This window comes from Chryseobacterium sp. BIGb0232 (assembly GCF_024810195.1).
GTDB lineage: Bacteria > Bacteroidota > Bacteroidia > Flavobacteriales > Weeksellaceae > Chryseobacterium > Chryseobacterium pennae.
Genome location: NZ_JANUEH010000001.1, coordinates 784,581 through 809,399 on the forward strand (window position 1 = coordinate 784,581; position 24,819 = coordinate 809,399).

At 35.4% G+C, this 24,819-nt stretch carries 23 protein-coding genes; 13 read left to right on the forward strand and 10 right to left on the reverse strand.

Annotated elements, in window-relative coordinates; genetic code table 11:
• Positions 1 to 374: 374 nt before the first annotated feature.
• A complete protein-coding gene (locus M2372_RS03315; RefSeq protein WP_123318358.1) occupies positions 375 to 2,003 on the reverse strand; it encodes a tetratricopeptide repeat protein in 1,629 nt (542 codons plus the stop codon).
• A gap of 294 nt (positions 2,004 to 2,297) precedes the next feature.
• On the opposite strand from M2372_RS03315, the gene M2372_RS03320 reads away from it, so the two are divergent.
• The gene (locus M2372_RS03320; protein WP_123318357.1) at positions 2,298 to 3,458 is read left to right on the forward strand and encodes a thioredoxin family protein; all 1,161 of its coding nucleotides are present in this window, start codon (positions 2,298 to 2,300) and stop codon (positions 3,456 to 3,458) included.
• An 83-nt stretch (positions 3,459 to 3,541) separates the two neighbouring features.
• Here M2372_RS03320 and M2372_RS03325 read toward each other — a convergent pair whose 3' ends face one another.
• Positions 3,542 to 4,564, reverse strand: a complete 1,023-nt coding sequence (locus tag M2372_RS03325; RefSeq protein WP_123318356.1) for a 3-oxoacyl-ACP synthase III family protein — start codon at positions 4,562 to 4,564, stop codon at positions 3,542 to 3,544.
• A 72-nt stretch (positions 4,565 to 4,636) separates the two neighbouring features.
• Between M2372_RS03325 and M2372_RS03330 the strand changes: the two genes are divergently transcribed.
• The 5 genes from M2372_RS03330 to M2372_RS03350 all read left to right on the forward strand — a co-directional run bounded on the left by M2372_RS03330 (position 4,637) and on the right by M2372_RS03350 (position 9,890).
• A complete protein-coding gene (locus M2372_RS03330) occupies positions 4,637 to 5,536 on the forward strand; it encodes a CorA family divalent cation transporter (protein WP_123318355.1) in 900 nt (299 codons plus the stop codon).
• A 241-nt stretch (positions 5,537 to 5,777) separates the two neighbouring features.
• Positions 5,778 to 7,364, forward strand: a complete 1,587-nt coding sequence (locus M2372_RS03335; protein WP_123318354.1) for a patatin-like phospholipase family protein — start codon at positions 5,778 to 5,780, stop codon at positions 7,362 to 7,364.
• Positions 7,365 to 7,397: 33 nt separating this feature from the next.
• Positions 7,398 to 8,867 carry an FAD-binding oxidoreductase gene (locus M2372_RS03340; protein ID WP_123318353.1) on the forward strand — a complete coding sequence of 490 codons (1,470 nt, stop codon included), beginning with the start codon at positions 7,398 to 7,400 and terminating at the stop codon, positions 8,865 to 8,867.
• A 9-nt stretch (positions 8,868 to 8,876) separates the two neighbouring features.
• Entirely contained in the window at positions 8,877 to 9,377 is a 501-nt protein-coding gene (locus M2372_RS03345; protein WP_123318352.1) for a DUF2199 domain-containing protein, read from the forward strand.
• A 60-nt stretch (positions 9,378 to 9,437) separates the two neighbouring features.
• The gene (locus M2372_RS03350) at positions 9,438 to 9,890 is read left to right on the forward strand and encodes a hypothetical protein (RefSeq protein ID WP_123318351.1); all 453 of its coding nucleotides are present in this window, start codon (positions 9,438 to 9,440) and stop codon (positions 9,888 to 9,890) included.
• 44 nt (positions 9,891 to 9,934) lie between these two features.
• Here the strand turns inward: M2372_RS03350 and M2372_RS03355 are convergent, their stop codons facing one another.
• Complete coding sequence (locus M2372_RS03355; RefSeq protein ID WP_123318350.1) at positions 9,935 to 10,465, reverse strand: NAD(P)H-dependent oxidoreductase; 531 nt, start codon at positions 10,463 to 10,465, stop codon at positions 9,935 to 9,937.
• Between the two features lie 91 nt (positions 10,466 to 10,556).
• On the opposite strand from M2372_RS03355, the gene M2372_RS03360 reads away from it, so the two are divergent.
• Positions 10,557 to 10,937 (forward strand): helix-turn-helix domain-containing protein, encoded by a 381-nt coding sequence (locus M2372_RS03360; RefSeq protein ID WP_123318349.1) that lies wholly within the window; start codon positions 10,557 to 10,559, stop codon positions 10,935 to 10,937.
• A 188-nt stretch (positions 10,938 to 11,125) separates the two neighbouring features.
• On the opposite strand, the gene M2372_RS03365 is transcribed toward M2372_RS03360, so the two are convergent.
• Positions 11,126 to 11,686 carry a DNA-3-methyladenine glycosylase I gene (locus M2372_RS03365; protein WP_123318348.1) on the reverse strand — a complete coding sequence of 187 codons (561 nt, stop codon included), beginning with the start codon at positions 11,684 to 11,686 and terminating at the stop codon, positions 11,126 to 11,128.
• Between the two features lie 306 nt (positions 11,687 to 11,992).
• On the opposite strand from M2372_RS03365, the gene M2372_RS03370 reads away from it, so the two are divergent.
• From M2372_RS03370 to M2372_RS03380, 3 genes are read left to right on the forward strand one after another with little or no spacing between them, the layout of a single operon-like run.
• Entirely contained in the window at positions 11,993 to 12,907 is a 915-nt protein-coding gene (locus tag M2372_RS03370) for an alpha/beta hydrolase (RefSeq protein ID WP_123318346.1), read from the forward strand.
• A 17-nt stretch (positions 12,908 to 12,924) separates the two neighbouring features.
• A complete protein-coding gene (locus M2372_RS03375) occupies positions 12,925 to 13,302 on the forward strand; it encodes a hypothetical protein (protein ID WP_123318345.1) in 378 nt (125 codons plus the stop codon).
• A gap of 52 nt (positions 13,303 to 13,354) precedes the next feature.
• The gene (locus M2372_RS03380; protein ID WP_123318344.1) at positions 13,355 to 14,368 is read left to right on the forward strand and encodes a TQO small subunit DoxD; all 1,014 of its coding nucleotides are present in this window, start codon (positions 13,355 to 13,357) and stop codon (positions 14,366 to 14,368) included.
• Between the two features lie 273 nt (positions 14,369 to 14,641).
• On the opposite strand, the gene M2372_RS03385 is transcribed toward M2372_RS03380, so the two are convergent.
• From M2372_RS03385 to M2372_RS03405, 5 genes are all read right to left on the reverse strand, one after another.
• Positions 14,642 to 15,238 (reverse strand): hypothetical protein, encoded by a 597-nt coding sequence (locus M2372_RS03385; protein WP_123318343.1) that lies wholly within the window; start codon positions 15,236 to 15,238, stop codon positions 14,642 to 14,644.
• 486 nt (positions 15,239 to 15,724) lie between these two features.
• On the reverse strand, positions 15,725 to 17,302 hold the full coding sequence (locus M2372_RS03390; RefSeq protein WP_123318342.1) for a DHA2 family efflux MFS transporter permease subunit: 1,578 nt from the start codon (positions 17,300 to 17,302) through the stop codon (positions 15,725 to 15,727).
• 116 nt (positions 17,303 to 17,418) lie between these two features.
• Positions 17,419 to 18,522 (reverse strand): HlyD family secretion protein, encoded by a 1,104-nt coding sequence (locus tag M2372_RS03395; RefSeq protein WP_123318341.1) that lies wholly within the window; start codon positions 18,520 to 18,522, stop codon positions 17,419 to 17,421.
• 16 nt (positions 18,523 to 18,538) lie between these two features.
• A complete protein-coding gene (locus M2372_RS03400) occupies positions 18,539 to 19,855 on the reverse strand; it encodes a TolC family protein (protein ID WP_123318340.1) in 1,317 nt (438 codons plus the stop codon).
• The gene (locus M2372_RS03405; RefSeq protein WP_165852219.1) at positions 19,839 to 20,477 is read right to left on the reverse strand and encodes a TetR/AcrR family transcriptional regulator; all 639 of its coding nucleotides are present in this window, start codon (positions 20,475 to 20,477) and stop codon (positions 19,839 to 19,841) included. Before M2372_RS03405 ends, M2372_RS03400 begins: the two co-directional genes overlap by 17 nt.
• Positions 20,478 to 20,574: 97 nt before the next feature.
• Here M2372_RS03405 and M2372_RS03410 point away from each other — a divergent pair, with 97 nt between their 5' ends.
• Together M2372_RS03410 and M2372_RS03415 are read left to right on the forward strand one after the other, a co-directional pair.
• On the forward strand, positions 20,575 to 21,699 hold the full coding sequence (locus M2372_RS03410; protein ID WP_123318339.1) for a hypothetical protein: 1,125 nt from the start codon (positions 20,575 to 20,577) through the stop codon (positions 21,697 to 21,699).
• A gap of 48 nt (positions 21,700 to 21,747) precedes the next feature.
• The gene (locus M2372_RS03415; RefSeq protein WP_123318338.1) at positions 21,748 to 21,969 is read left to right on the forward strand and encodes a hypothetical protein; all 222 of its coding nucleotides are present in this window, start codon (positions 21,748 to 21,750) and stop codon (positions 21,967 to 21,969) included.
• Between the two features lie 51 nt (positions 21,970 to 22,020).
• Here the strand turns inward: M2372_RS03415 and M2372_RS03420 are convergent, their stop codons facing one another.
• A complete protein-coding gene (locus M2372_RS03420; protein WP_115971157.1) occupies positions 22,021 to 23,139 on the reverse strand; it encodes a DNA polymerase III subunit delta' in 1,119 nt (372 codons plus the stop codon).
• A gap of 377 nt (positions 23,140 to 23,516) precedes the next feature.
• On the opposite strand from M2372_RS03420, the gene M2372_RS03425 reads away from it, so the two are divergent.
• Positions 23,517 to 24,818: a hypothetical protein gene (locus M2372_RS03425; protein WP_123318337.1), complete on the forward strand. Its 1,302-nt coding sequence runs from the start codon at positions 23,517 to 23,519 to the stop codon at positions 24,816 to 24,818.
• Position 24,819 lies beyond the last annotated feature (1 nt).

The window sequence follows — 24,819 nt, forward strand, 5'->3', positions numbered from 1 at the left end:
ATCCACAGAATATCTGTGGATTTGCACTTAAAAAAACTTGACTGAAAAAAAACCGGGCAATCAACCCCGATTATATTGTATAATCATATTCTAATCGAATATTTTCTTATTAGGCAGATAAAAAGAGGAACCGTGACTATTTCATCAAAAGAAATATACACGTGTTCCATATCTGAAGTTTCATGGTTTGACTTGTTGTGGGGGAATCATATTTATTTCAAAAAAAAGACTGTTCTTTTAAAGAATAAAATAGATGAGATGTAATTGTAGTCATTCCCGTAACACTGTCGCAAAGATAGGACTGCAGCTGTCTTACAAAAAACAATAGGTTATCCATTTTCGTGAAAATGGTAAGACAGAATATAGAACGTTATTTATTTTTTATTGTTTTCATGAAAATAGACATTTTTATCTGACTGATTTTCAGCATCAAGATGTTTAATATAAGCCGATGGTGAAAAATCTGTAACAGCCTTGAATACTGCTGCAAATTTACTGTGTGAAGAAAAGCCACATTCATCAGCAAGGATACTGATTTTATATTGCCTGTACTTTTCATCATTGATAAGTTTATCTACAATATAGTTGATTCTTAACCGGTTGATATAAGTTTTAAAATCTGCACTTTTGTGCTGATTAATGACATAGGAAAGATACTTGGTATTGGTATTAAGCTCTCCTGCCAGAAAAGAAAGAGACATTCCCTTATTGTTATAAAGATTACCTTTTTCAAATTCTTCAAGCAGCTCAAGCAATTTAGCTTCAGTTTCAGAAGTCATTAGTGAATCATTTCTTTTTCGGTCTGTTTCGCTGTCTTTTTCATCTATTTCTTCTACAGAAATATTTGAAAATTCTGAATTCAAGGGTTGTCTTAGTAATGGTATTCTGTATTCATTAGCCATATTTCCCTGGGTTCTTATAATAGTTCTCAGTTTTGAAAGCTGTCTTTTCTGCCTTGTTCTGAAAAAGATGATCAGCCCGACTAAGGAAACAAACAATATGATGATTGCAGTATTTTTAGCCATATTCAAGTGGCCATTGTTGCTCATTTTACCAGAAACCTCTTTAGATTTTACAGAAAACCCCTGGTTACGGGCAGCAATACTGTCATAGGCTCTTACATATTTCACAGCATATAAAGATGCCTTAAAGTTATCACCTATTCCTTCGTAATAATCATTAATATTGGAATAAACAGCTTTTTTAAGCTTCAGACTTCGGGAAGTGTCAGCTATTTTTTCGGCCTTTTTCAGGTATAGTTCTGCATCTTTCCAGTTCTTCTGCTTTACACGAATTCCTCCCAATCCGTTATACACCAATCCCAATGTACAGCTGCCGGCTCTGAGTAAATCTTCAGCTTTTCTGTAATAATTTTCAGAAACTTCATAATCATTAAGTTTAAAATAAATATCTCCCAATAACTGATAAGAAGCGGCTTCAGTTCTGTCTTCATTCTGACTGTTTATTTTTTCAAAATTCTTCAGGGAAAATTCAACATACTGTATGGCATTCATATAGTTACCAGCCTCCATTTCATAAAAAGCCATCTCCTGATTCAGCAGTCCTTCCACCTCATTACTTTCCTGAAAACCGGAAATTTTTCTGGAAGCCTGAAGCCCTTTGATAATGTATTTTTTTGCTCTTTCGTATAACCCTACCTGTCTATATTGTCTCGCCAGTAATCTGCATGCACGGGACATCCATTCCGTATCGTCAGTCTGTTCAATCAGTGAATGGGCATTTTCGCTATAGCATATTGCTTTTTTTAGATCTCCGCCATGATGATACAATTCTGAAGACAACATAAGACTTTTTACTTTCTCTGATGGTTTATGAGCAGCCAGGTAAAGAGAATCGGCAGTTTTGATTGCTTTGGGCAGATCTTTATAGGCCATGATAGCGGAAGTCCTTTCGCATGCCTGATCGAAGTCGTTTTTTTTTTGGGCAGATATGAAGATTGCTGTGGTCAGCAAAAACAAAAGTTTCAATAGATTATTAGACATAAAAAAACAAATTATTATTCTTATAATAATTCATCATTTTCTCAAGGGTGTCTTTTTGTTTTTTACAAAATTAGTAATATTTTACTTTTTATTAAAATATTCTGCTGAAATTTAAACATTTAACTAAATTTAGCATTTACATTAATTTTAATAATAAGCTCAAAACAATAGATGGTTTTCTTTTATATAAGTCTATATCTGTATTAAAAATAAGGTTCTTCAATAATTATTTTCAATGTGACTAACTTAAATGTCATCATATTTATTACATTTGCAGGGAACAAAACGTTTTTTATGAAAAAAATAGCAATACTTTCTGCTCTATTTATAGGTGCAATAGCATGGGCACAGGGTATCAAATTTGAAGAGGGCAACTTTGCTTCTATTCTTGCCAAAGCCAAAAAAGAAAACAAACTGGTTTTTGTAGATGCTTATGCATCATGGTGCGGGCCATGTAAACTGATGGTAAAAAATATTTTCCCACTGAAAAATGTAGGTGATTATTATAATAGCCATTTTATCAATGCTAAAATTGATATGGAAAAAGGAGAAGGTATTGATCTTGCTAAAAAATACAATGTAAAGGCATTCCCAACCTATTTATTTATTGATGGAAATGGTGAAGCGGTACACAGAACATTAGGGTACGTTGAAGAGAAAGACTTCATACAGTTTGCCATGGATGCCGGAGATCCCAACAAAAGACTGACTTCTTTAAAGCAACAATTTGAAAAAGGAGAAAAAGATCCTGCATTTTTAAAAAATCTGGCAGAGCTTACCATTTATAATGATTCAGAATTTGCAGCTAAAGTCCTGACCCGTTATTTTCAGGAGAAACCTACCATGGATGAGGATGATGCACAATTGCTTATTTCCGGTATACAGACTACAGAAAGCCCATTATATAAGGTTTTTCAGGAGAAAAAAACAGAACTTTTAAAATTTCTCCCTGAGGATAAGTATGAAAAATTAAATCAGAACATCCAAATAAATACCATCTCAAAAAAGGCCTATAACGCTGATACTAAAACCTGGAATGACCAATACTTTATTACTGAAGCCCAGAAATTGGTAAGCAAAGAAAATGCGGAAAAATTATTAAAAAAACTAAAAGCCAGCAGAGCTTTAAAAAACAAAGATATTGCACTTTATGAGAAATTAACTTTAGATATATACCAAGACTATTCTAAGGCTAATTCTTCAGAACTCAATTCTGCTGCGTGGAACTTTTTTGAAAATGTAAACAATAAAGCATCTTTGGAGCAGGCTATAGCATGGGGCCAGGAATCTATAAAGAAAGATCAGAGTTATGCCAATACAGATACACTGGCTAATCTTTACAATAAAATTGGTGACAAAAAAAATGCAAAGATGTGGGCAGAAAAATCCATTGAATTGGCAAAAAGTGAAGGTCAGGATTCTTCCGATACTGAGAAGTTATTGAAAAGCCTTTAATATACAGGGAAAATATACAATAAAAACCGCAGAAATTTCTGCGGTTTTTTTATGGTTTTAAGAGTAGCTGTTCTTTCGCTCAATTAATATTCAAAAAGGACACTTCCCCATGTAAATCCGCTTCCGAAAGCTGAAAGAAGTACAAGGTCACCTCTTTTGATCTTTCCCTGTTCAATCGCTTCACTTAACGCAATTGGAATAGAAGCTGCTGTTGTATTTCCGTATTTCTGAATATTGTTGAAGATTTTCTCATCCGGCAATCCGAATTTCTGCTGAACAAACTGTGCAATTCTAAGGTTAGCCTGGTGAGGAATAAACATGTCAAGATCCTCTACTGTTTTTCCCGCTTTGTTCAAAGCCTCCATCATCGTTTCCGGGAATCTTGTTACCGCATGTTTGAATACGAAGTTTCCGTTCATAATAGGATAAACTTCTTTATCTGTTACATTTTCCGGTTCTTTTCTCATCCTGTCGCTCCATCCAAACTTAGAACCTGGAAACTGGGTACATAATTCATCTGCATATTTACCTTCAGAATGCATATTCGTGGCCAGAATATCTCCAGAATTTTCATCTTCCGTTGCACAAAGAACTACAGCTCCTGCCCCGTCTCCGAAAATAACTGAAACTCCTCTTCCTTCATCAGAAAAATCTAATCCGAAAGAATGAACTTCCGCTCCTACCACAAGAATATTTTTATAGGTCCCTGATTTAATAAAAGCGTTGGCAACACTCATAGAATATACAAATCCTGAGCACTGGTTTCTTACGTCTAATGCTCCGATGGTATCACATCCAAGCATTTCCTGAAGTAAAACTCCACAGCCAGGAAAATAATAATCCGGAGAAAGCGTTGCAAAAACAATATAATCGATATCTTTAGCTGTTAGACCAGCTTTTTCAATGGCTTTTTCTGATGCTTTGAATCCAAGGTATGCAGTTGTTTCCTGAGAATCATTTCTGTTTTTTCTGTGTCTTCGCTCCTTAATGCCTGTTCTCTCTGTAATCCATTCATCATTGGTAGTCATTAGTTTGGCTAGATCATCATTGGTAACAACGTTATCTGGAACATAAAATCCCACACCTTTTATTGTACTTTTAATCATATAGTTTTATAATTTTGGCAAAGATAAACTTATTTAAAACATAGTATTTCAAAATATTAGTATTTTTACTTTATGCCAATTGATACAATATACAGAAGCACCCACTGCGAATGGGTAGATGTAGAGGCTCCTACAGCAGAAGACCTGAAATTTCTTCATGAACGATACGAAATCAACAATCTTCTTCTGGAAGACACTATAGATCCCAATCACCTTCCCAAATATGAAGAAGATGGGAATGTAAAGTTTTTTCTTCTCCGTGAAAGTACAGAACTGGAAAGGAAAAATCTGAACACCATTAGCGATATCAGTACAAAAATTGCAATTTTCATTCTGGATAAAACCATTATCACCATCCACAGAATGAAAACCAGAAGTATTTCTGAAACGAAAAAAAAGCTTACACTCACGCAGGAAGAAGTAACTCCCCAGAAAGTAGCTTTAATGATCGCGATATTGATTATGAAAAGCTTTGATGATGAATCTATAAGTTTATTGGAAACCATGGACAATATTGAGAATGAAATTTTCCTTAAGAATACAAATCATACCAGCCAGATCCGAAGACTATACAAACTGAAACGAAAATCAGGGTTGAATTCACGGGTTTTGGTTATTTCCACAGATGCTATTGATAAATTTAAGCTATTGAACCTTCAGGATTCTGAAATTGTAGATTTAAAAGATAAACATAAAGATGTAGTGGCCGATTTTGATCATCTGAACATTCAGATTACCAACCTTATTTCAATGTTTCTGGCACTTTCTGACCAGAAAGCCAATCAGGTGATGAAAGTTTTGGCTATTTATTCAGTCTATTTCTTACCAATCACCTTTATTGCAGGAGTTTATGGGATGAACTTTGATAACATGCCTGAGCTTCACCATAAATATGGGTATTATTTTACCATAGGAGGTATGGCATTAGTTGTTATCAGTACGTTTATCTATGTAAGACGCAGACAGTGGTAAACAGGATGCTGCTGAATTTTATCTCCCGCAGATTTCACAGATTATGCAGATGATTGTGAAAATATGTTTCATCCGTGAAACCTGAGAGAATGTAACCTGGTAATATTTTTATGCTATTCTTTGATTTTTATGTTCCAGTTATAAATCTAAGGTATTACCAATCTTTGCCATAAAGCAGTATTAGGGTTTCCAAATTAATAGTAATTTAGAGATTGCTTCACCTGCAAAAAAACCAGAGCCTATGAAAACTGAAAACCTTAATAAAATTCTGCAAGATAATTCTCTTTCACAGGCGTCTAAAGACAGACTTGCTGCTTTGCACGGAAATATTTCTGCCAAGGAGTTTTCTGACCTGTTGGATGCAGAAGGCAATCAGTATATAGAATTTGTACAGGAAGGCGGTGGTGTTTGGGGAAGTGCATTGGTAGGTTACCTTTATGGACTGGAGATCTTCGGAATCCGTTTTTTAAAAGTGGCAGGAACCAGTGCCGGAGCGATCAATACCATGCTTATTGCAGCCTGCAAAACAAAAGAAGAACCCAAAAGTGAATTGATCAAAGATATTCTGTTCAACTGGGATTTTGCAGATTTTATGGATGGGAAAACCTATGTAAAAACAACCCTGCACGGAATGTTGAATAATAAGAATTTCTTTAAAATCAATGCTATCATTGCTGCTATTTTATTCATTATTCTTGTCAGTATTCCTTTTGCAGTATCTCCGGGAAGTATCCTGAGTGCCAAATTAATGTTTTTAATCCCTTTGATTCCTGCAATTATCCTTTTTTTCTGTATCAAAAAATTATATAACAACTTCAGAAAAGAAAACAGTGGGCTTAATCCTGGAAATGTTTTCCAAAATACCATGAAAAATGCTCTGGAAGACTTTGGAATTAAAACGGTAGCCAATCTCAATGATAAGTTTGTACAAAAGGAGCGCGATCTCAACCTCAACTACCGTTATGGAAACGGACAGGAATATTATAACATTACATTGGAAAGCATTGAAAAAATCAGGGCAAAAAACCTTGAACATATTGACCACACCCGATATAAAATTTTCTATGACAGCGCTCTCAATAATGATTATTATAAAAACAATCCATTTTACCTGCTTCGGTCTGATTATGTTGTTATTACCACAGATATCAATGCTAAAATAAAGGTAGAACTTCCTACCATGGCCAATTTATACTGGTCTGAGGAGGAACTGAAGCACATCAGTCCGGCAGAGTTTGTGAGAGCTTCCATGTCTGTTCCTTTTTTCTTTGAACCTTTTCAGAAGAGAATCAATAAGGATGACAGTTCTGTAAAATATGCCTGGAAATTCTGGATGAATACCAGACAGGAAGATATAAATCCTGTAGGAGTCTTCATTGATGGTGGGAGTATTTCCAATTTTCCTATTGACCTGTTTCACGCAGATGAAGTTTTTTATCCAAGGATGCCTCTTTTTGGAGTGCAGCTCACCAGTGATTCTGATCTTCTTTCTGAAAGAGGAAAAACGAGTGAGGAAATTCTCAAAACTCCGTTCAGCTATGCAGGAAATATCATCAGTACTTTGCAGGGGTTTAATGACAAAGTTTTTCTTACCAAACATAGTTTCTATCGTCTGTACAGCATACAGACCGTTAATTGCGGAACCAGCAGCTGGCTGAATTTCTTCATGAAAAAGGAAGAGAAAGAAGATCTTTTCAACAGAGGCTTTCAGGCTGCTCTTGATTTCCTGAACCAATTTGACTGGGAGAAATATAAGTATGAACGCATGATGCTCACCATTAAAGAGAAAAAAATACTGAAGGAAGAGGATACACCGACGGTGGGATAAGGATTTTTAGGTATTTTAGCTTTTTAAATTTCCATGAAAAAAAAATATTTCTTTATACTTGGGGTCATCATGATCTTTATTTTCATTTCTATTCCTATTATTCATGTCCTTAAAACGAAATGGAACGAATCTGATTTCAAAAATGAAATTCCAAAAGGATATACTAATGATGCAAGCCAATTGAATTTAACAAAGATTGACACCCTCATTAAAGTTCCGGCTTCTAAACAGGAAATTGAAAGCCAGCTTCGTCAGATCTTGAAATATGCAAAAGAAAAGAATTTAAAAATATCTATCGCTGGTGCACAACACAGTATGGGCGGACATACCATTTATCCGGACGGTATCCTGATTAACATGCTTCCTTATAAACACATGGAACTGGATAAAAAGAACAACATTCTTACGGTTGGCTCAGGAGCTCTGTGGGAAGATGCTATAAAATATTTGGACAAAAATGACAAATCTATTGCGGTAATGCAGGCTTTCAGTTCTTTTTCTGTAGGAGGATCAATCAGTGTAAATGGGCATGGATGGCAAAAGAATCTTCCTCCTATATCTTCCAGTGTAGTATCATTTTCATTGATGAATCAAGATGGTAAGATCATCAACTGCAGCAGAGAAGAAAATCCTGAGCTTTTCGGGCTGGTCATTGGCGGATATGGACTTTTCGGGATAATTCTTGATGTTAAATTAAAAGTGGTTGACAATATTGCTCTTCAATATAAATACATTCGATTGAGTGCTGATCAATATCCTTATTACTATAAAAAATTCGTTTCTGAAAACCCAAATGTCAATCTGGTTTTTGGAAGATTAAAAATTTCTGACAAGCATTTTCTTGAAGACGCCACTATTAATTATTTCGAAAAAGTAAATGAAAAACCATTACCGCTTCCGCTACAAAATGCAAAAAATGAAGAAACAAAACGTCTTGTCTTCAGAAGTACGGTTAACAGTGAATATGGTAAAAGATTAAGATGGGATTTGGAAACCGGAATGAATACAATGACGAAAAATGCAGTGTACTCCAGAAATGAACTTCTTAATGATCATGTTTCACTTATAGAAAATAAAAATCCGAATTCTACAGATCTCCTACAGGAATATTTTATTCCAGAGAAAAACTTTAATCAGTTTATTAAAGATATGAAACCTGTTTTGAAAACCTCGGAACTAGATTTACTTAATATTACCATTCGGGCAGTGAATAAAGATGATGATAGCTTTATGAATTATGCCAGGGAAAATGTATTTGGATTTGTATTTCTGTTTAATCAAAAGAAAACAGTAGAACAGGAAGATGCAATGAAAATCTTAAACAATAAACTCGTAGATATCGCTTTGAAAAATAACGGAACTTTTTATCTTCCTTATCGTCTTCATATTGACAAAGAAAAAATGAGGAGGGTATATCCGCAGACAGAGGCATTTTTTCAGCTTAAAAGAAAGTATGATCCTTCTGAACTCTTTGACAATAAGTTTTATCAACATTATAAATAAAATAGTATCATGAAATACATCTGTGAATGCTGTGGTGAAGAAAAAGAAGACTGGCCGGCTCTGGCTTATAATGCTCCTTATTTTTACTATTGCCTTTCTGACGAAGAAATGAAAAATGCAAAGCTCACTCGGGACCTTTGTACTGTTGAGAGCACTGAAGAAACCAATAGATTCATTCGGGCTGTTTTGATACAGGAAGTTACTGATGACTGTAGAGATCTTGATTATGGAGTCTGGGTTTCATTAAGTGAGAAGAGCTATATTGAATATGTTGAAAATTATGATAATAAAGAATTCAAAGCTGAATATTTCGGATGGCTTAATACCTATCTTCCCGACTATGATTTTTCAGAAAGCATTCCTACCACAGTTGTGGTAGACAATACCATCGGGCGTCCGTTTGTTTTCCCGCATCAAAGCTATGAACATCCTTTTGTAGATGATTTCTATAATGGAATTACGAAAGATGAGGCGGAGAAAAGGATTAACAGGGTTTTAAATCCAGAATAAATAACTGATATTTTTTCATATTAAACTTATAATTTAACAGGTTCTATCTACTAAAAATCCATGGTAAAATATATTAAAGATAAGTTTCACATTATTCTACTGATAATAACTGCTTCATTTATCTTATATGGAATGATTGATGAGAATTTATGGGTAAAAAAAATGCTTAAAAATCCTAAATATACAATAGGAGAAGCTACCACAGACTGGCATCAAAAAAATAACAACGGTGTGGGAACAGATTATAAATATTGGGTTAACAACAAAGTCTACTTTAAAACCACAAATTTTTCTTACAAAAAAGGAGATAAATTCCTTATCATTTTCGATTCCATAAAACCTAAAAATGTAAAAGTTCTTGGCATCTACTCTATAGAAAACTATCTTATAGATTTAAAGGTTCCTGAAAAAGGATGGAAATATCAGGACGTTCCTTTTAATATTGACAGTGCTACTATAAAAAAATATTTGCAGGACTGGAATGTTGAGCCTTTTGAATACATACAAAAGTAAGTTGAACTTATTTTAAATCAAATCCAACTTTACTTTAGAACTTATTACAAGTTATCCAAAAACTCCAGATACATGGGAATACTCTTTTCAATCCACTCATCTGAAGAATCACGCTCGATACCATAATAAACGAATGGGTCCTCATACTGTGCCTTAATATAATCAAAGGTTAGTTCATAAGGTCTGAGCAATTCTTTCATTGTATATTTATATTTTCCCGAAGCAGAATATTCTTCATCGTCAATTCCAGCAGTAACGGCCAAAGTCATTTTCTTCCCTGCCAGTTTATATCCACTGTTACTTCCGTAAGCCCAACCGTGTAAAATAACCTCATCCAGCCATTGTTTAAAGAGTGGCGGACTGCTGAACCAGTAAAAAGGAAACTGAAATACGATTTTATCATAAGACTCCATAAGTTCCTGCTCTCTGGCAACATTAATTTTACCATCGGGGTAAGCCTCATATAATTGATGAACAGTATATTTTTCAGGATATTTTTTTAATTCTTCAATCCATCTTTTATTGATGACTGATTTTTCAATTTCAGGATGGGTAACGATTACTAATGTCTTCATTATGTTTAAATTTCTACTGCAAAATTACTACACATTACTTACATTTCGTACATTAGCAACCTATTGTAGGGTACTATAAAAAATGTAAGTAATGACTAAAATAAAGGAAACCTCAACCAATTTTGCCAATAAAAAAGCCCTTGCAGATGAATGTCCGGAGATTTATGCATCGAATATCGTCGGTGGACAATGGGCACTGGCTATCTGCTGTTATCTCATTAATGGTAAGATGAGATTTGGTGAATTGAAGAAAAGTCTTCAGAACATTACAGAACGTATGCTTACGCTACAACTTCGAAGGCTGGAAGAAGATAAGATCATCACAAGAACCGTGTATGCTGAAGTTCCGCCACGGGTTGAATATGAATTAACAGAAATTGGTTATAAGCTGAAACCTATTATTCTTGAGTTTGAGAAATGGGGAATAGAACATAAAGAACTGATAGCAAAAGACATCCATAACAAGGAATAATATTCTACACCACAAATCGAAGATTATCTCCTGTTAGTTGATGAATGTTATTTCGACGAAGTCAAAAGCCACAAAAGCTTTACGCTTAAACACTTTAGAACTTTTATATACAAAGCTTCTCACTTCAAATTACTTAAGTGATTAGTTCTTTTGTGACTTTTGTGTTAAATTTTATAGTACAAAACCTTTTAATCCTTCTCCGCTACTTTCCACAAAGGTTTCTCTTCTAATACTTTTGCATGAATCGGACAGGTTTCATGATGTGCCCCTTTCAAATATCCTGTACTCATCAGAAATTCATTTACAATCTCTCCTCCTGTAAACTTGAAGGTTTTTTTGAAAATCTTCATCCATTCCGGTAATGTTTTAGGATGATGATGCTCCAGCCATTTTTCAAAGGAACCGAAGTCTTTTTGCAACTCTATAATGGTCTTTGCATTTTCAATAGCCGCATTTACCTTCAGCTTATTTCTGATAATTCCACTGTCGCTCAAAAGTCTTTCACGGTCATCCTCTGTATAAGCTGCTATTTTTTGAATATTAAAGTCATCGTAAGCTTTTCTGAAACTTTCTTCTTTCTTTAAAACCGTTTCCCAGCTTAACCCTGCCTGATTGATTTCGAGAATCAATCTTCCAAACAATTCATTATCATCGTGAATCGGAAATCCATAATAGTTATCGTGGTAGTTTTTGTGCAGCTCCTTTCTGCTTTCAGGCTGCATTCCGTCTATGGCTAAGCAATAACTCATTGAAGTATCTTTTTTAGTTTAATGGGATAAAGATAAGACAAGGTTGTGACAACTGTTAGTCAGTAGGGAGGATTTTTTAGGAAAGGAAGATGGAGGCTGGAAGATGGAAGTTTCTTAAGTGCGAAAGAACTTCTCAAAAGCTTTTTAATTAATGGATTATTTTTTCCAATGATTCTGAAAATCTCAATTGAAGATACAAAATTCCACTCCTCTGGAGCGGGGTGGTTGGCAACATTCCCCAACCAACAACTTTTCATTCGACGCCTCAATAATATTAACTAGATTAGCAATCCCAAAGTATCAGCCATGAAATCATTGTTTTCCCTTCTCCTTTCTTTGTTCTTAATTTCCATACATGCTCAGAATATTTATTCAAAAGCTTATGGAAACAAAAAGAATCCACCAGTCATTTTTATCCACGGCGGACCAAGCGGCAATGCCACTCTATTCGAAGGAACGACAGCTCAGAAACTTGCGGATAAAGGATTTTATGTTATTGTCTATGACAGACGTGGTGAAGGTCGCTCGAAAGATGAAAAAGCTACAATGACCTTCAAAGAAAGTTTTGAAGATCTAAATCAGATTTATCATACTTATCATATCCCAAAAGCCCATATTCTAGCTCATAGTTTTGGGGGGATCATCGGTACACTTTTTACCAATCAGTTTCCGGAAAAAGTACAAACGTTGACACTAGCAGGCGCTTTATTTACCCAACAGGAAACCTACGATCATATTCTGAAACAGGCCAAAGAGCATTTTAAAAATGATCCTGCCCAGCTAAAAGAGATCTCCGAAATAGAAAACCTGGATAAAAATTCCGCTATTTATCGAAAAAGATGCTACGAAATTGCCGGCAGACTTAATTTCTTCAGCATGCCTAATCCTACCCCGGAAAGTAAAGTTTTGAGAAAAGAATATGAAGCCGGTGTGTTCTATAAAAACAACATCAGAAATACCAATTCACCTATCAGATTCTACCAGAATGAACCATTGAATAACCTCGATAATACAGCAGTTTTAAAAGAGATCAAAAGAAAAGGTATCCCTCTTTTTGCGGTGTATGGAAAGAATGACGGAATATTCTCTGAAAAACAACTGAACACCCTTAAAAATATTGTTGGAAAGAAGAATTTTAAACTTATAGATAACTGTTCGCACTATTTATTTGTAGATCAGCAGGATGAATTTTTAAAATTTATTGAACTTACATTAAGATAAAGTGTAGTTTTGCAGGAATGTCAGATAACAAAATCCATATGAAGACCTATAAAGCCATCATTACGATGCTTATTCTTGTGTTTTCATTGTCACCATGTTCTGTTAAAAGAGATGTTCTTGATATTTTTGACATTCAATATATCAGTGGTTTAAACAAAGTAAAGATAACAGCCGGACCTTCTTTAAACTGTGATACTTCCACTACTTCCTCAAAGATTTCCATTTCAAAAGCTAAAGCAAAATACAAATGTAAAGGGCCTCTTTTAGATTTTAATGCTATAGTAAACAATACAGAGGGAGACACTATTTTTTTTAATAAATATTCAGGGTACACCACAGGAAACAGCCCGCCGAAGTATATTTTATTTAAAAGACTGAAATTGAATCTGGTTTAAAAATTTATTTAAGCCATCAAAATCAGTTTTTTACAATACAATATTAACTTCAATGAAACATACTACAAACAGCCAGTCTTATGACCTGGCCGGATTATATACTTTATCACTCCGAATGGTTATCGGATGGACCTATTTTTCAGCCTTCTGGCGCAGACTTGTCCTCGAAAACAAGCTTATTCCCGATGAAAAGGGATATATCGGAGAAAAATTCAATCATTTTTTGCCCAATGCCCTGGGAATTAAACCTATTATAGAATATCTGGTTACCCATCCGGATGCCTTACAAAGATCTATGATGACTTTTACAATCATCGAAGCTATCGTAGGATTATTTATCATTCTCGGTCTCTTTACCCGATTAATGAGTATAGGAATTTTCAGCCTTGCACTGGGAATTTTATTAGGTTCGGGATGGCTGGGAACAACCTGTGTGGATGAATGGCAAATTGGTGTTCTTGGTGTAGCAGGTGGTTTTGTCCTGTTCCTTACGGGAAGTGGTGCATATTCTCTGGATGATTATTTTATAAAGAAAAATAAACCTTTCACTCAAACAAAATGGTTTCAGTGGCTGGGTTCCGGAATTCTTCCTATTGCTCAGCCAAAGGTATTTGTACTTGCCGGATCTCTATTGATCTTTGGGCTTACCCTTTATACCAATCAGTATTTCCATGGCGGTGTTTGGGGAACCCTGCATAATAAATCTGTAAAACCTAAACTTGAAATTTCCAATATTTCCCATAATAATTCGGAGTTAACATTCGAGGTTTTCAGAACAGAAGGAGCCGATGTATATGGATCTTTCCTCATTGGCATTCATATTCTGGATAAAAACGGAAATATTTTAAAGGAAATCGATCATAAAGAGCTTTCAAAATTTTCTAAAGGCCGTATTAAAAACCATTATGTAGCCAAAGTAAAACCGGGAAAACATAGTCTTATTATTCCATTAGGTGCCAAGGCAGATGTCAATATTGGGATTGATGATATTCTTCAGAAAGATGAAATTCATACTTTAAAACTGATTGACATCAGTGGGATTGAGTGGATAGAAAATGTAAATTAAATTTAGGCTTCACGAATGGAATGATGTATCGTTTTCTCCTGTACTGATTCCGTTTAATTTTCGCCAAATAGGAATATAGATACAATATCCTTTCCTATTGAAAATCTATGAAGGTATAGCTGAATGAATATATTCAAATATTCTTAGGTTTTGGCTAAAGCCAAATGAATAAGGATTTATAATGAGAGCGGGCTTTAGCCCGCTCCTATTGATGTTGAGATCCGTGTATGGGGATTTGTTGTTTAACGACAAGATCTTTGATCTTAACAAAATCTATTTCTCCGTCACAATTACCTTGTAGGCACATGAGCTGTCAGGATTCAGTTTCAGTACTTTCATCTCAAATAAAACATCCAGTCCCATAGTATCGCATGCTCCCTGTATAAAAGGTTCTATAACCGGCCACTTCAGCAGTCCTGCGATCTGGAGACTTTGTGTGATTTTGTGGTAGCGGTCTACTCCTTTAATCAGTAGTTCAACTCTGTGGTCATTTAATTCTTTGAAATCAAAATTATATTCGGGACTGGATGTAAAAACTGCTCCTATCAATATTTTTGCTATTGCCACAATGCCTGGCTGCAAACCTGGTTTTGTTTCCAGATTTCTCAAAGCCATTTTTGATCCGAGATCATACATAAAGGCGGTAGAAAGTTCATTAACTGCCTCTTCACCGTAAAGCTTACCTGCCTGTTTCAATAATCCACCATAAAATGCTCCTGTAATATCCGAAAGGCGCTGGGTAAGTTCTGTAAATGTTGCGGGAAAGAAATCTGAAATGATCTGATCCTGATCCATTTCAGGAAGATACACATCGTTTTTTCTGAAATCTGATAATGCCATAAAAGTTTCCGGCAGTTGTATTGAATTCATACTTAAATTTTATAAAGTTCTGGTCATCAGTAGATAAAATTATTTTTAAATCATGAAATACAGTATTGATTTAAAATAATTAATGAATACATAAAACATGTATGCTCTATTTCTTTGTTGAATTTCAGAAATAGGAATTTCAGCCTTTACTTTAGTAACAAAAGATGCCTGAAAGTAATGGAAAACTATGTATTAAGTATTGGATCACAAATAAGACTGTACTATTTTGCTCCAATCTGGACCTTTTGAAAAGGTTTTATAGGGATGAGGGACTCTGTTCATATTTTTTCATTTGGTATTGTAAAGCTAAAAAAAATATACAAATTCTCCAATAAGTGATATTATTTTTATAAATAAATTTGGAAAGAAAGCAGGGGGCTGGAAGATGGAAGTTATTGAAGTCTGAATAATCAATGTGAGCAACCTTAATCCACTGTCATTTTAAACAAAAAAACCTCCGGAAATTCCGAAGGTTTTAATTAAAATTTAGTGCATGGCTTCACTCAAATCTATCTTTTCTTTACTTTTTCTTTCTTTTATAAATAAGATAAACGGAATACATATTAAAAATATTACGCCGAGGTAAAGAAATACATCCATATAAGATAATACTGTTGCCTGTTTGGTAACAGAGAGGTCAAGCATTTTATAAGCAGCATTCATTGCAGCATCAGGAGTCATTCCTTTTGCAATGAAACTGGCCTTCAAGGCTGCCAGTCTTTGCTGAACATCAAAACTGTTGACATCTAAATGGGAAATCAGGTTATTTCTGTAGGTCTGGCCTGCATTAGCAATGAAAGTAGTGATGGCTGCAATACCAAAGGATCCACCCAATTGTCTCATCATACCGGTAAAAGCAGCACCCTGACCAATTTCCTGCCCCTTCAGAGTACTTAATGAAAGAGATGTAATTGGAATAAACAATAATCCCAAACCTGCTCCCCTCACAATCAGCATCCAGAAGAAGGCATCTTTACTCGTATCCGGAGTTAGAATTTTGTATCCCCAGAAACTATAGACAAAGAAGATAAATAGCCCTAATGAAACCAGGATCTGTTGTTTGGCTCCTTTTGCCAATAATCTACCAATGATAGGCATCATAAAGGCCGTTGTCAGTGCAGCCGGAATCATCAATGCTCCTGACTGAAGTGCCGTCCAGCCCAAAATACTCTGAGTATACAGCGGAACAATGAATGTGGAGCCATAAAGCCCAAATCCGAGTACAAATGACATCATTGTTCCAATTCTTAAATTACTGTTTTTAAGCACTCTAAGCTCCACAATCGGATACTTAAAGGTAAGTTCCCGCCAAAGGAATAATATAAATCCTAAAACTGCCGCTATGGTAAACGCTACAATCATTCCACTGGCAAACCAGTCTTCTTCATGTCCTCTTTCCAGAATGAATTGTAACGAACCTACTGTTACTGCCAGTAAAGCAATACCTATCCAGTCAACATCCGAAATTTTACGTTTTTCAGCATATTTCGGGCTTCTCACAAACTGCAGCGTCATCAAAGTTGCCGCAATTCCAATCGGGATATTAATATAGAAAATATAGGGCCAGCTGAAATTATCAACAATATACCCTCCAAGAGGCGGGCCCAGTGTAGGACCAATAATTACTCCAAGACCATAAATGGCCTGTGCCATACTTCTCTTTTCAATCGGATAAGATTCCGTAATGATCGTCTGCGAGGTTACCAATAAGGCTCCTCCACCAATTCCCTGCATCAGTCTGAAAAATACCAGTTCCCAGATATTCGTTGCATTTCCGCAGAGGAATGAAAATATGGTAAATATGATAATGGAAGCTGCAAAGTAATTTCTACGCCCAAACTGCTGAGAAAGCCAGCTGGTCATCGGTACGATAATTACATTTCCGATGGCATAGGCCGTAATCACCCAGCCCACTTCTGAAAGTGTAGCTCCCAGGTTACCCTTCATTTCATTAAGGGCAACATTCACAATCGTGGAGTCCACAATTTCAAGCAGAGCACAAAGAATAGCTGTGATGGTAATAATCACTCTTCGGGCTCCATATTCTACTAATGAATCTTGCATAAGTTTTTTTCGATGTTAAAAAGTCAATGGTCAATTTTGCTACGTAAGTGAATAGTAAATTTTAAAATGATTTACTATTGATCTCTCACTTAATTGACTTTTAACAATTTTAGATATTATTTCAATGAAACCTCAGCCTTCACATTCATTCCCGTTCTTAATCTTTTTGCAATATTCTTATCAAGATTTGTAAAATCGATTTTTACAGGAAGTCTCTGAACTACTTTTACGAAGTTTCCACTCGCGTTATCCGGAGGAAGAATAGAGAATGTAGCACCAGTAGCCGGAGAGAATGAGCTTACTACTCCATCAAATTCCTTATCAGGGAAAGCATCAATCTCAATTTTTACTTTCTGACCTTCTACCATCTTGTCTACCTGCGTTTCTTTAAAATTCGCCACTACCCATTTCTGGTCATTTTTAACCAAAGCAAATAGCTGGGCACCTGCCTGAAGATACTGTCCTGCCTGTGTAGATACTTTTCCAACATATCCGTCTTCAGGAGCTAAAATTACAGTATATGATAAGTTTAGTTTAGCATTTTCTACATCCACTTCTCTTTGTTTTGCCACTGAACTCGCTACACTGATCTGTTGAGAGCTTGCCGCCGTTTGAGAAGAAGCGATAGTAGTCTGCTGAGCAATCTGATTTCTTTGCACTACCAATACCTGAAGCTGTTTATCTGCAGACTGTTTTGCAGCCAGAGCCTGCTCATACTGCTGTTCTGTAATAGAATGGTCTTTTACAAGATTTGCATATCTTTTTAAATCCTGAGATGTCTTCCAAACGTTTACTTTTGCAGCTTCAATCTGTGCATTGGCTGTTGCTACAGCGGCTTCAGAGCTGTTGATATTCTTAGAAGTAGCAGTAGTAGTAGCTTCTGCTGTAAAAATATTACTTTTTGCTGTTGTTAATGCAGCCTGTGACTGTTCAAGAGCCATTTTCTGATCTCTGTTATCTAAAATCACAAGCGTGTCCCCTTTCTTTACGAACTGGTTATCTTTTACTTTTACCTCAGCTACATATCCTGAGATTTTGGAAATTACCGGTGCCATATTGGAAGTAATCTGAGCATCATCAGTTTCTTCATGATACTGTCCGTAGCTGTATGCTCTGTAACCGTAGATTCCTCCTCCGATTACGACAGCTGCTAAAATAATAGGAAAAACTAAACTTTTTTTCTTTTTAGGTTCAACGTCCTGTGTATTTTTATTTTCCATTTTGGTTTCGATCTGATTATTTAATTGTTAAAGTTCCTGTTGTTTGCAATAGTTTTCTGTAAGCTAAAGCGGCGTCTGCCTTTGCATTGATTACGCCAACGTTAGCTGCAATCTGAGCAGCATCTGCATCCAGTAATTCTGTCATGGTTGCAAGACCGTTGTCATATTTGTTTTTTGTAATTCTGTAGTTTTCATTAGCCTGCTCAGCTGATTTTTCAAAAACAGAAATTCTCTTTTTAGAAAAGTCTGTATTCTGATACTCCCTGTTCACATCAAGCTTAATGTTATCATTCAGTAATTCGTCGGTAGCTGCCAATTGCTTTTCTCTTGCCTGTGACTGTCTTAATGATGAGTTTTCTTTCCAGATATTGGATAAGTTGTAAGAAATTCCGATTCCTACATTTAATGCATTATATACGGTAAGAAACTTAGGAATATCTGCTGCTACATAACCGCCAGTGAATGCCAATGAAGGTAGGTTTTCTGCCTTAGCAGCTTTTGTTCCCAATTCTGCTGCTTTTCTTTGTTGAACTAAAGCCTGAAGGTCCTTACGGTTTTCTCTGGCTTCGTTTACATAAAAGTCAACAGCTTTTACCTCCAAGCCTTCTTCAATATAATTCTGATCCACTTCAAGTTCTGTATTATCAGGAAGTCCTAATAGCAAATCCATATTGATGTTTGCAATATTGTAGTTGTTTTTAGCTTCAAGTAACTGAAGCTCAACATTAGAAGTCTGAAGATTGGCTTTTAACCTGTCGTTTCTGGCAATCAATCCGTTGTTTTCCATTTTAAGGAAAGTTTCGTCTCTCTTCTGGGAAGCGGCAAGATTTTCTTCAAAAACTTTGATTGACTGATTGGCTTTAAACAGGTTATTATAAGCCTGGGCAACATTATAAGCAATAGCAGTCTTATTATTTTCAGTGCTTAACTTTGATGCTTCTACCAGATATTTTGCTGACTGAATCCCATATTTGATTCTTCCGCCACTGTAAATAGGAACACTAAGATTAGCAGAACCATACAATACCTGATGAATCTCCGGACCACCCGCTCCACCTGAAGCTCCTCCAAGTTTCATATCTACTGTCGGTTTCATCGGAAGGTACATATAACTTCCTGAAATCTTCAGTTCCGGAAGCTGTCTGTTTTTAGCTTCCAAAAGATCAGCGGTAGCCTCCTCGATCTTGGCTGCGTCGATCTTGAGATTCTTGCTGTTCTGGATTCCCAGCTGCACAGCTTCGTCAAGAGAAAGGGTCTTTTTCTCCTGAGCATTTGCATTTGCTATTCCTACGAATAGTGATAATGCAATCACTGAGTTATTTATTCTCTTCATAACCTAAAAGGTCTTTTAGTAAATGTTTTATATGTTTGTTAAGTTCTGTATAGTATTTTTCGTCAAAAACACTCTCTTCTTCTGTATTATTCAGGAATTCCTTATACATTGGCTTGGCATTAAGGGCATAGAATAAGGTTCCACTTACCGTGGAATGAAGAAGGTAAATAGGAGGATTCTTTGTGAAAATTCCTTTTTTCAAACCCCGCTCCAACAATTGAGAATACATGGAAATGAATCCTATTTTTGTTTCCTTTAAAAATTCTAAAATCTGAGGGTTTTCGGCGTGTAACTGTTCTCTCTGCATAATCCTGTAAAAACATTTGTGATTTTTGATTCTGTTAGAGAACTGATCTATTATTTTTACAATTTTCTCCCACTCATTGATATCAGTCCGTTCCAGGATTTCATTTGAAAAAAACTGTCCTTCCTTCATTCTATACTCCACCAGTTTCTCATAAAGCTTTTCCTTAGAACCAAAATAATACGAAATCATAGAGATATTTACATTAGCCGCTTTTGCAATTTCCCGGGTTGAAGTTCCTTCAAAACCCTTCTCTGCAAAGAGCTTTTCTGCTGCGAATAATATATTTTCTTCTTTTGAAACCATGTTAGTGTTCATTTTTCAGGGTGCAAATTTACACAAGTTTTGAAATAAATCAAACGATTGATTGATTTTTTAATATAGATTTAATTTATATTTACAAAAAACAAACTCTATGGGCTTATTCGATTTCCTTTTTAAGATATTTAAGAGAGAGAAAAAACAACAGACAGATGAAGGAACTTTTAAGAATGACTTTACGCATGAGGTGATCACCACTCCACTCACCGAAGAGATATCTGTTCCATTAGAAGAAATAACTATTCCATTTACCGAAGAGACGAATACCAAATCTATTGAAGAAACACCAGTAGAATTAGGAGAAACCGCTTTTCCGCTAAATGAAGAAGGAAATCGTTTCGATCTTGAAATCATAGAAGCTTTCAGAAGATATCATTGTAATCCAAATCTTGATGTCAGTTTTCCTCTCGATGATGACAGAGGTAATAGCATTTCTCCCCATCAAGCCTATGGAACTCTTTTCAAGGAATGGGCAGGTATTCAGTCAAAATGGGACCGTATATCATTATTTTACCAATTCTGGGATCAGTCTCAATTTGAAAAACTTGAGCAGTGGCAAGTGATTGAAAGGTTTGTAAAAGATCGTTATTCAAAAAAGGCACTTCAGTATTTTGAAGAAAGTATGTCAGATAAAAGACAGTTGACAGGCGAAGAGCTTGTTTCGCTTTCAAAACTTCATCGTGTATTACTGAATAATCATGCAGCAAAAGAATATATTGAAACAGCTTATCAAAACTATCCGGAAGATGATGCTGTAAAAGTAGAATATGCCACAGTACTTCATATCATAGGAAACCACTCTGAAAAAGAAAGTTCTCATGCGTTGTTTCATGAAGTGCTGGATAAAAAAATACAACAGAGTGATACGGAATCTGTCTTCGAATGTTTCAAATTCTCAGAAGGCTATACAGACTCTTCTATTTTCGCAATGCTGTATCTTATAAACACTGAGGCAGATAATGAGACATGGGACTATGTCGCAGAAGAATATTATTATTGCCCTGTCTTCAGATATGAACATGCGGTACAATTAGCTCAAACAGATCAGTCTTTGAGAGCTCTGGCAAAGCTTACTTCTTTAAGCCAGGAATTCCCCTGGTTCAGAACAGCTCTTGAAAGTACCATTGGTAATATTAAATCAATGCGAAAGCAGCTCAACGATCCGGATTTCATGGAGAAAGAACTTCAGGAATTCCAAGCTTCATTAAAAAATTTATAGAGTAAACAAAAAAGTATTACATTTAGCCACTTAAAAAATTTTAAAATCATGAAAAAAATAATCTCAATTCTTGCTATCGGTTTATTTGCATTCAGCTATGCTCAGGAAAAACCTAAAGAAGGAGGCTGCTGTGCCGGAAAAGATAAAAAAGAATGTTCTGTAAAGGATAAAAAAGCATGTTCGGATGCTCACCATAAAGGTTGTGATGCAAAAGCAAAAACAGCTGATAACGCTTCAAAAAAGGGGTCAAAAGAAAAGAAAGCAGCTTAAATTGCACTACTGCTTAAAAAACAAACTCCGGAAAATTTCCGGAGTTTTATTTTATGTACTTTTATGAATATATCTCGATAATTTTATCCCAAGATCGGTCCAAACAATTTTAGGATTTCCGTTCCTTGTAAGATGCAGATCTGCAGTATTGATCTCCTCCAGAATGTTTTCAATATTGGCACCACTGATAAATTTTGAAAAACCTGCCCAGTTAAATCCATTAGCATCAATCTTTTTATAGACCAGATTCTCCGACTGATAATTCTGAAGAAGCGCCAATCTGAAAATTTCAGAACAGTAATTTAAAAAATTCTTCTGCTTTTCCCTGTTCCAGCCTGCTATTTCCCTTGCCCAGATAATAATACTTCTGAGGTACTCCGGTTTTTTCTTCACCATAAAGGCATCACGAACCCATTGTACAAAGAGCTTTTCAAATTCATTACTTTTGTCGCCTGAATTAAGAAGTTTTATAGCATCATTAAGGTTTCCCTGCGCTTCATGAATAATTTCTCTTGATTTTTCTTCAGAAACAGAGAATTTCTTTTTTAAATAGATTCCAAGATCTTCATCATGAATTCTTGGAACTTCTACGACCTGAGTACGGGAAAGTATGGTAGGAAGAATATCATTCGTACTCTCTGCAGTAAGAAGAATTATGGTTTTTGCCGGCGGTTCTTCAAGAAACTTCAGAAACTTGTTGGATGCTGCTATGTTCATTTTATCAGCTCTCCAGACAATCAGGATTTTAGTTCCCCCTTCAAAGCTTTTTAAAGCAAATTTCTGATTTTGGTCATCAATTTCATCTGCGGAAATGAAAAGCTGTTTATTTTCTGATTCCAAAAAAGCAGTCCAGTCATCATAGCTTGCATACGGAGAAGCCAGAATCATTTCCCTGAATTCTTCAAATTTATTTTTACTTAAAGAGTTTTTATTATCTGTAAAAACAGGAAAACTGAAGTGCAGATCAAGGTGATTAAGATGTTCTACTTTTGAAGCTGCATGCTCGTTCTCCTGACTTAAAATCTCCTTTGCATAAGCCAATACCATAGGTAAAGTTCCATATCCTTCCTTTCCTACGAAAAGCTGGGCATGGCTTACTCTATTTTCGGTAATGCTTTCTCTAAGAAGTTTTTTCAGATTTTCCTGTCCGGCGATATTCTCCCAATTCATGTTTCAAAGATAAGAAATCGGGAATAAATTTGGGGTAAAGAAATTTATGAGTGAAGCAGATTCATTATTATCTATTTTTTTAAGTACTGTGAATGGTCAATTTTTGTTTCCCGAAGACAATAATGAATATATGGGAAAAGAAATTTACATGCAAAACTGATTCTTTATTCATCATTCATGTCAGTTTCAATAGTGAATTATTAATCAACAACATACAAGTTGACAAATGAAGCAAACTTGCCTTTCACAATTGATATTAATAATCTGTAAAGATTAAAAATTCCCCATGATACCAGCCCTTAACAAACTTTAACCACATATAATTTTTACAATTCATTAATATTTAAGATATTTGCGCATTGTTTTAAAAATAAAGAATGAAAAAAATCTTTGTAGTATCATTCATATCAGTTGGATATTTTCTAAATGCACAGAGTCTAAGTAACTCGCCCTATGCAAAATACGGAATTGGAGATGTAAAATATGATAATACGATCGAAACTGCTTCCATGGGAGGTATCTCAACCGCTTTTATAAGTGATTTTACGAGTAGTTTCAACTTTGCAAACCCTGCAAACAACGCGAATTTCGAACTTACAAGTATCAGACTGGAAGCTACCAACGAAAATAACTATTTCAAATCGAATTTTAACGATATGAAATCTACAAAGCATTCTACGTATCTTTCTAATATATCATTGGCATTCCCTATTTCCTCAAAAGTTAAAATGGGACTTTCCTATCAGCCATACAGCTCAAAAAGCTATGATATTCTGAATGACGAGGTAGTAACCAAAACAGAAGGGGACATTACCAATAGTATTACTTACCGAAACCAATTTAAAGGGAGTGGAAGTGTAAGCACTGCCGCAGTGGCCGTATCTTATAAAGTCAACCAGGAATTCTCTGTGGGAGCAAGAGCCAATTTATATTTCGGAGACCTTTATGATCTTACTGAGCTTAGCGCCAACAATTCGGAATATATCAATGGGTATGAAACGAAAAACAGAATCAGGAATTTCAACTTTACTTTAGGTACCAGCTACCAGAAGCTAAATACCCGTACCGATAAAAAATTAACCATCGGAGCAACGGCTACATTCGGGAATACCAGCAACATGGTAACTGAATATAACAACAGTACTTACAGATACATTGATGCAGCAGGTACTAAAGGAGATGAAATTTTTATTGATCATAAGGAAGCCAAATCTAAAAACCTTATTCCATTACAGGCATCCGTAGGGGTTGGATATGGAAGCGATAACCATTGGTTCCTTTCCGGGCAGATTGATTATAAAAAAGGAGAAGATATTTCTTATTTCGGAACCTCTTACAGCCTGCAGGATACTTACAGAATTTCTGCCGGAGGATGGTATCTACCCAATTACAATAACTTCAGAAATTACTTCTCAAGAGTAGTCTACAGATATGGAGCTTTCTATGAAAGAGGAAACCTAAAACTGGAAGGTAACAGTATTAACAAGTTCGGTATTTCTGCCGGTGTAATGCTTCCATTCAAAAACAGCAGTATCACAAGAATGAGTGGTCTTGAAATTGGAGTAGAACTGGGGAAAAGAGGTACTCTTAAGAACAACCTTATCAACCAGAACTTTATCAACCTGAAAATCGGCTTTAATTTTGCTGATAAATGGTTCAGAAAGTCTCTTTATAACTAGA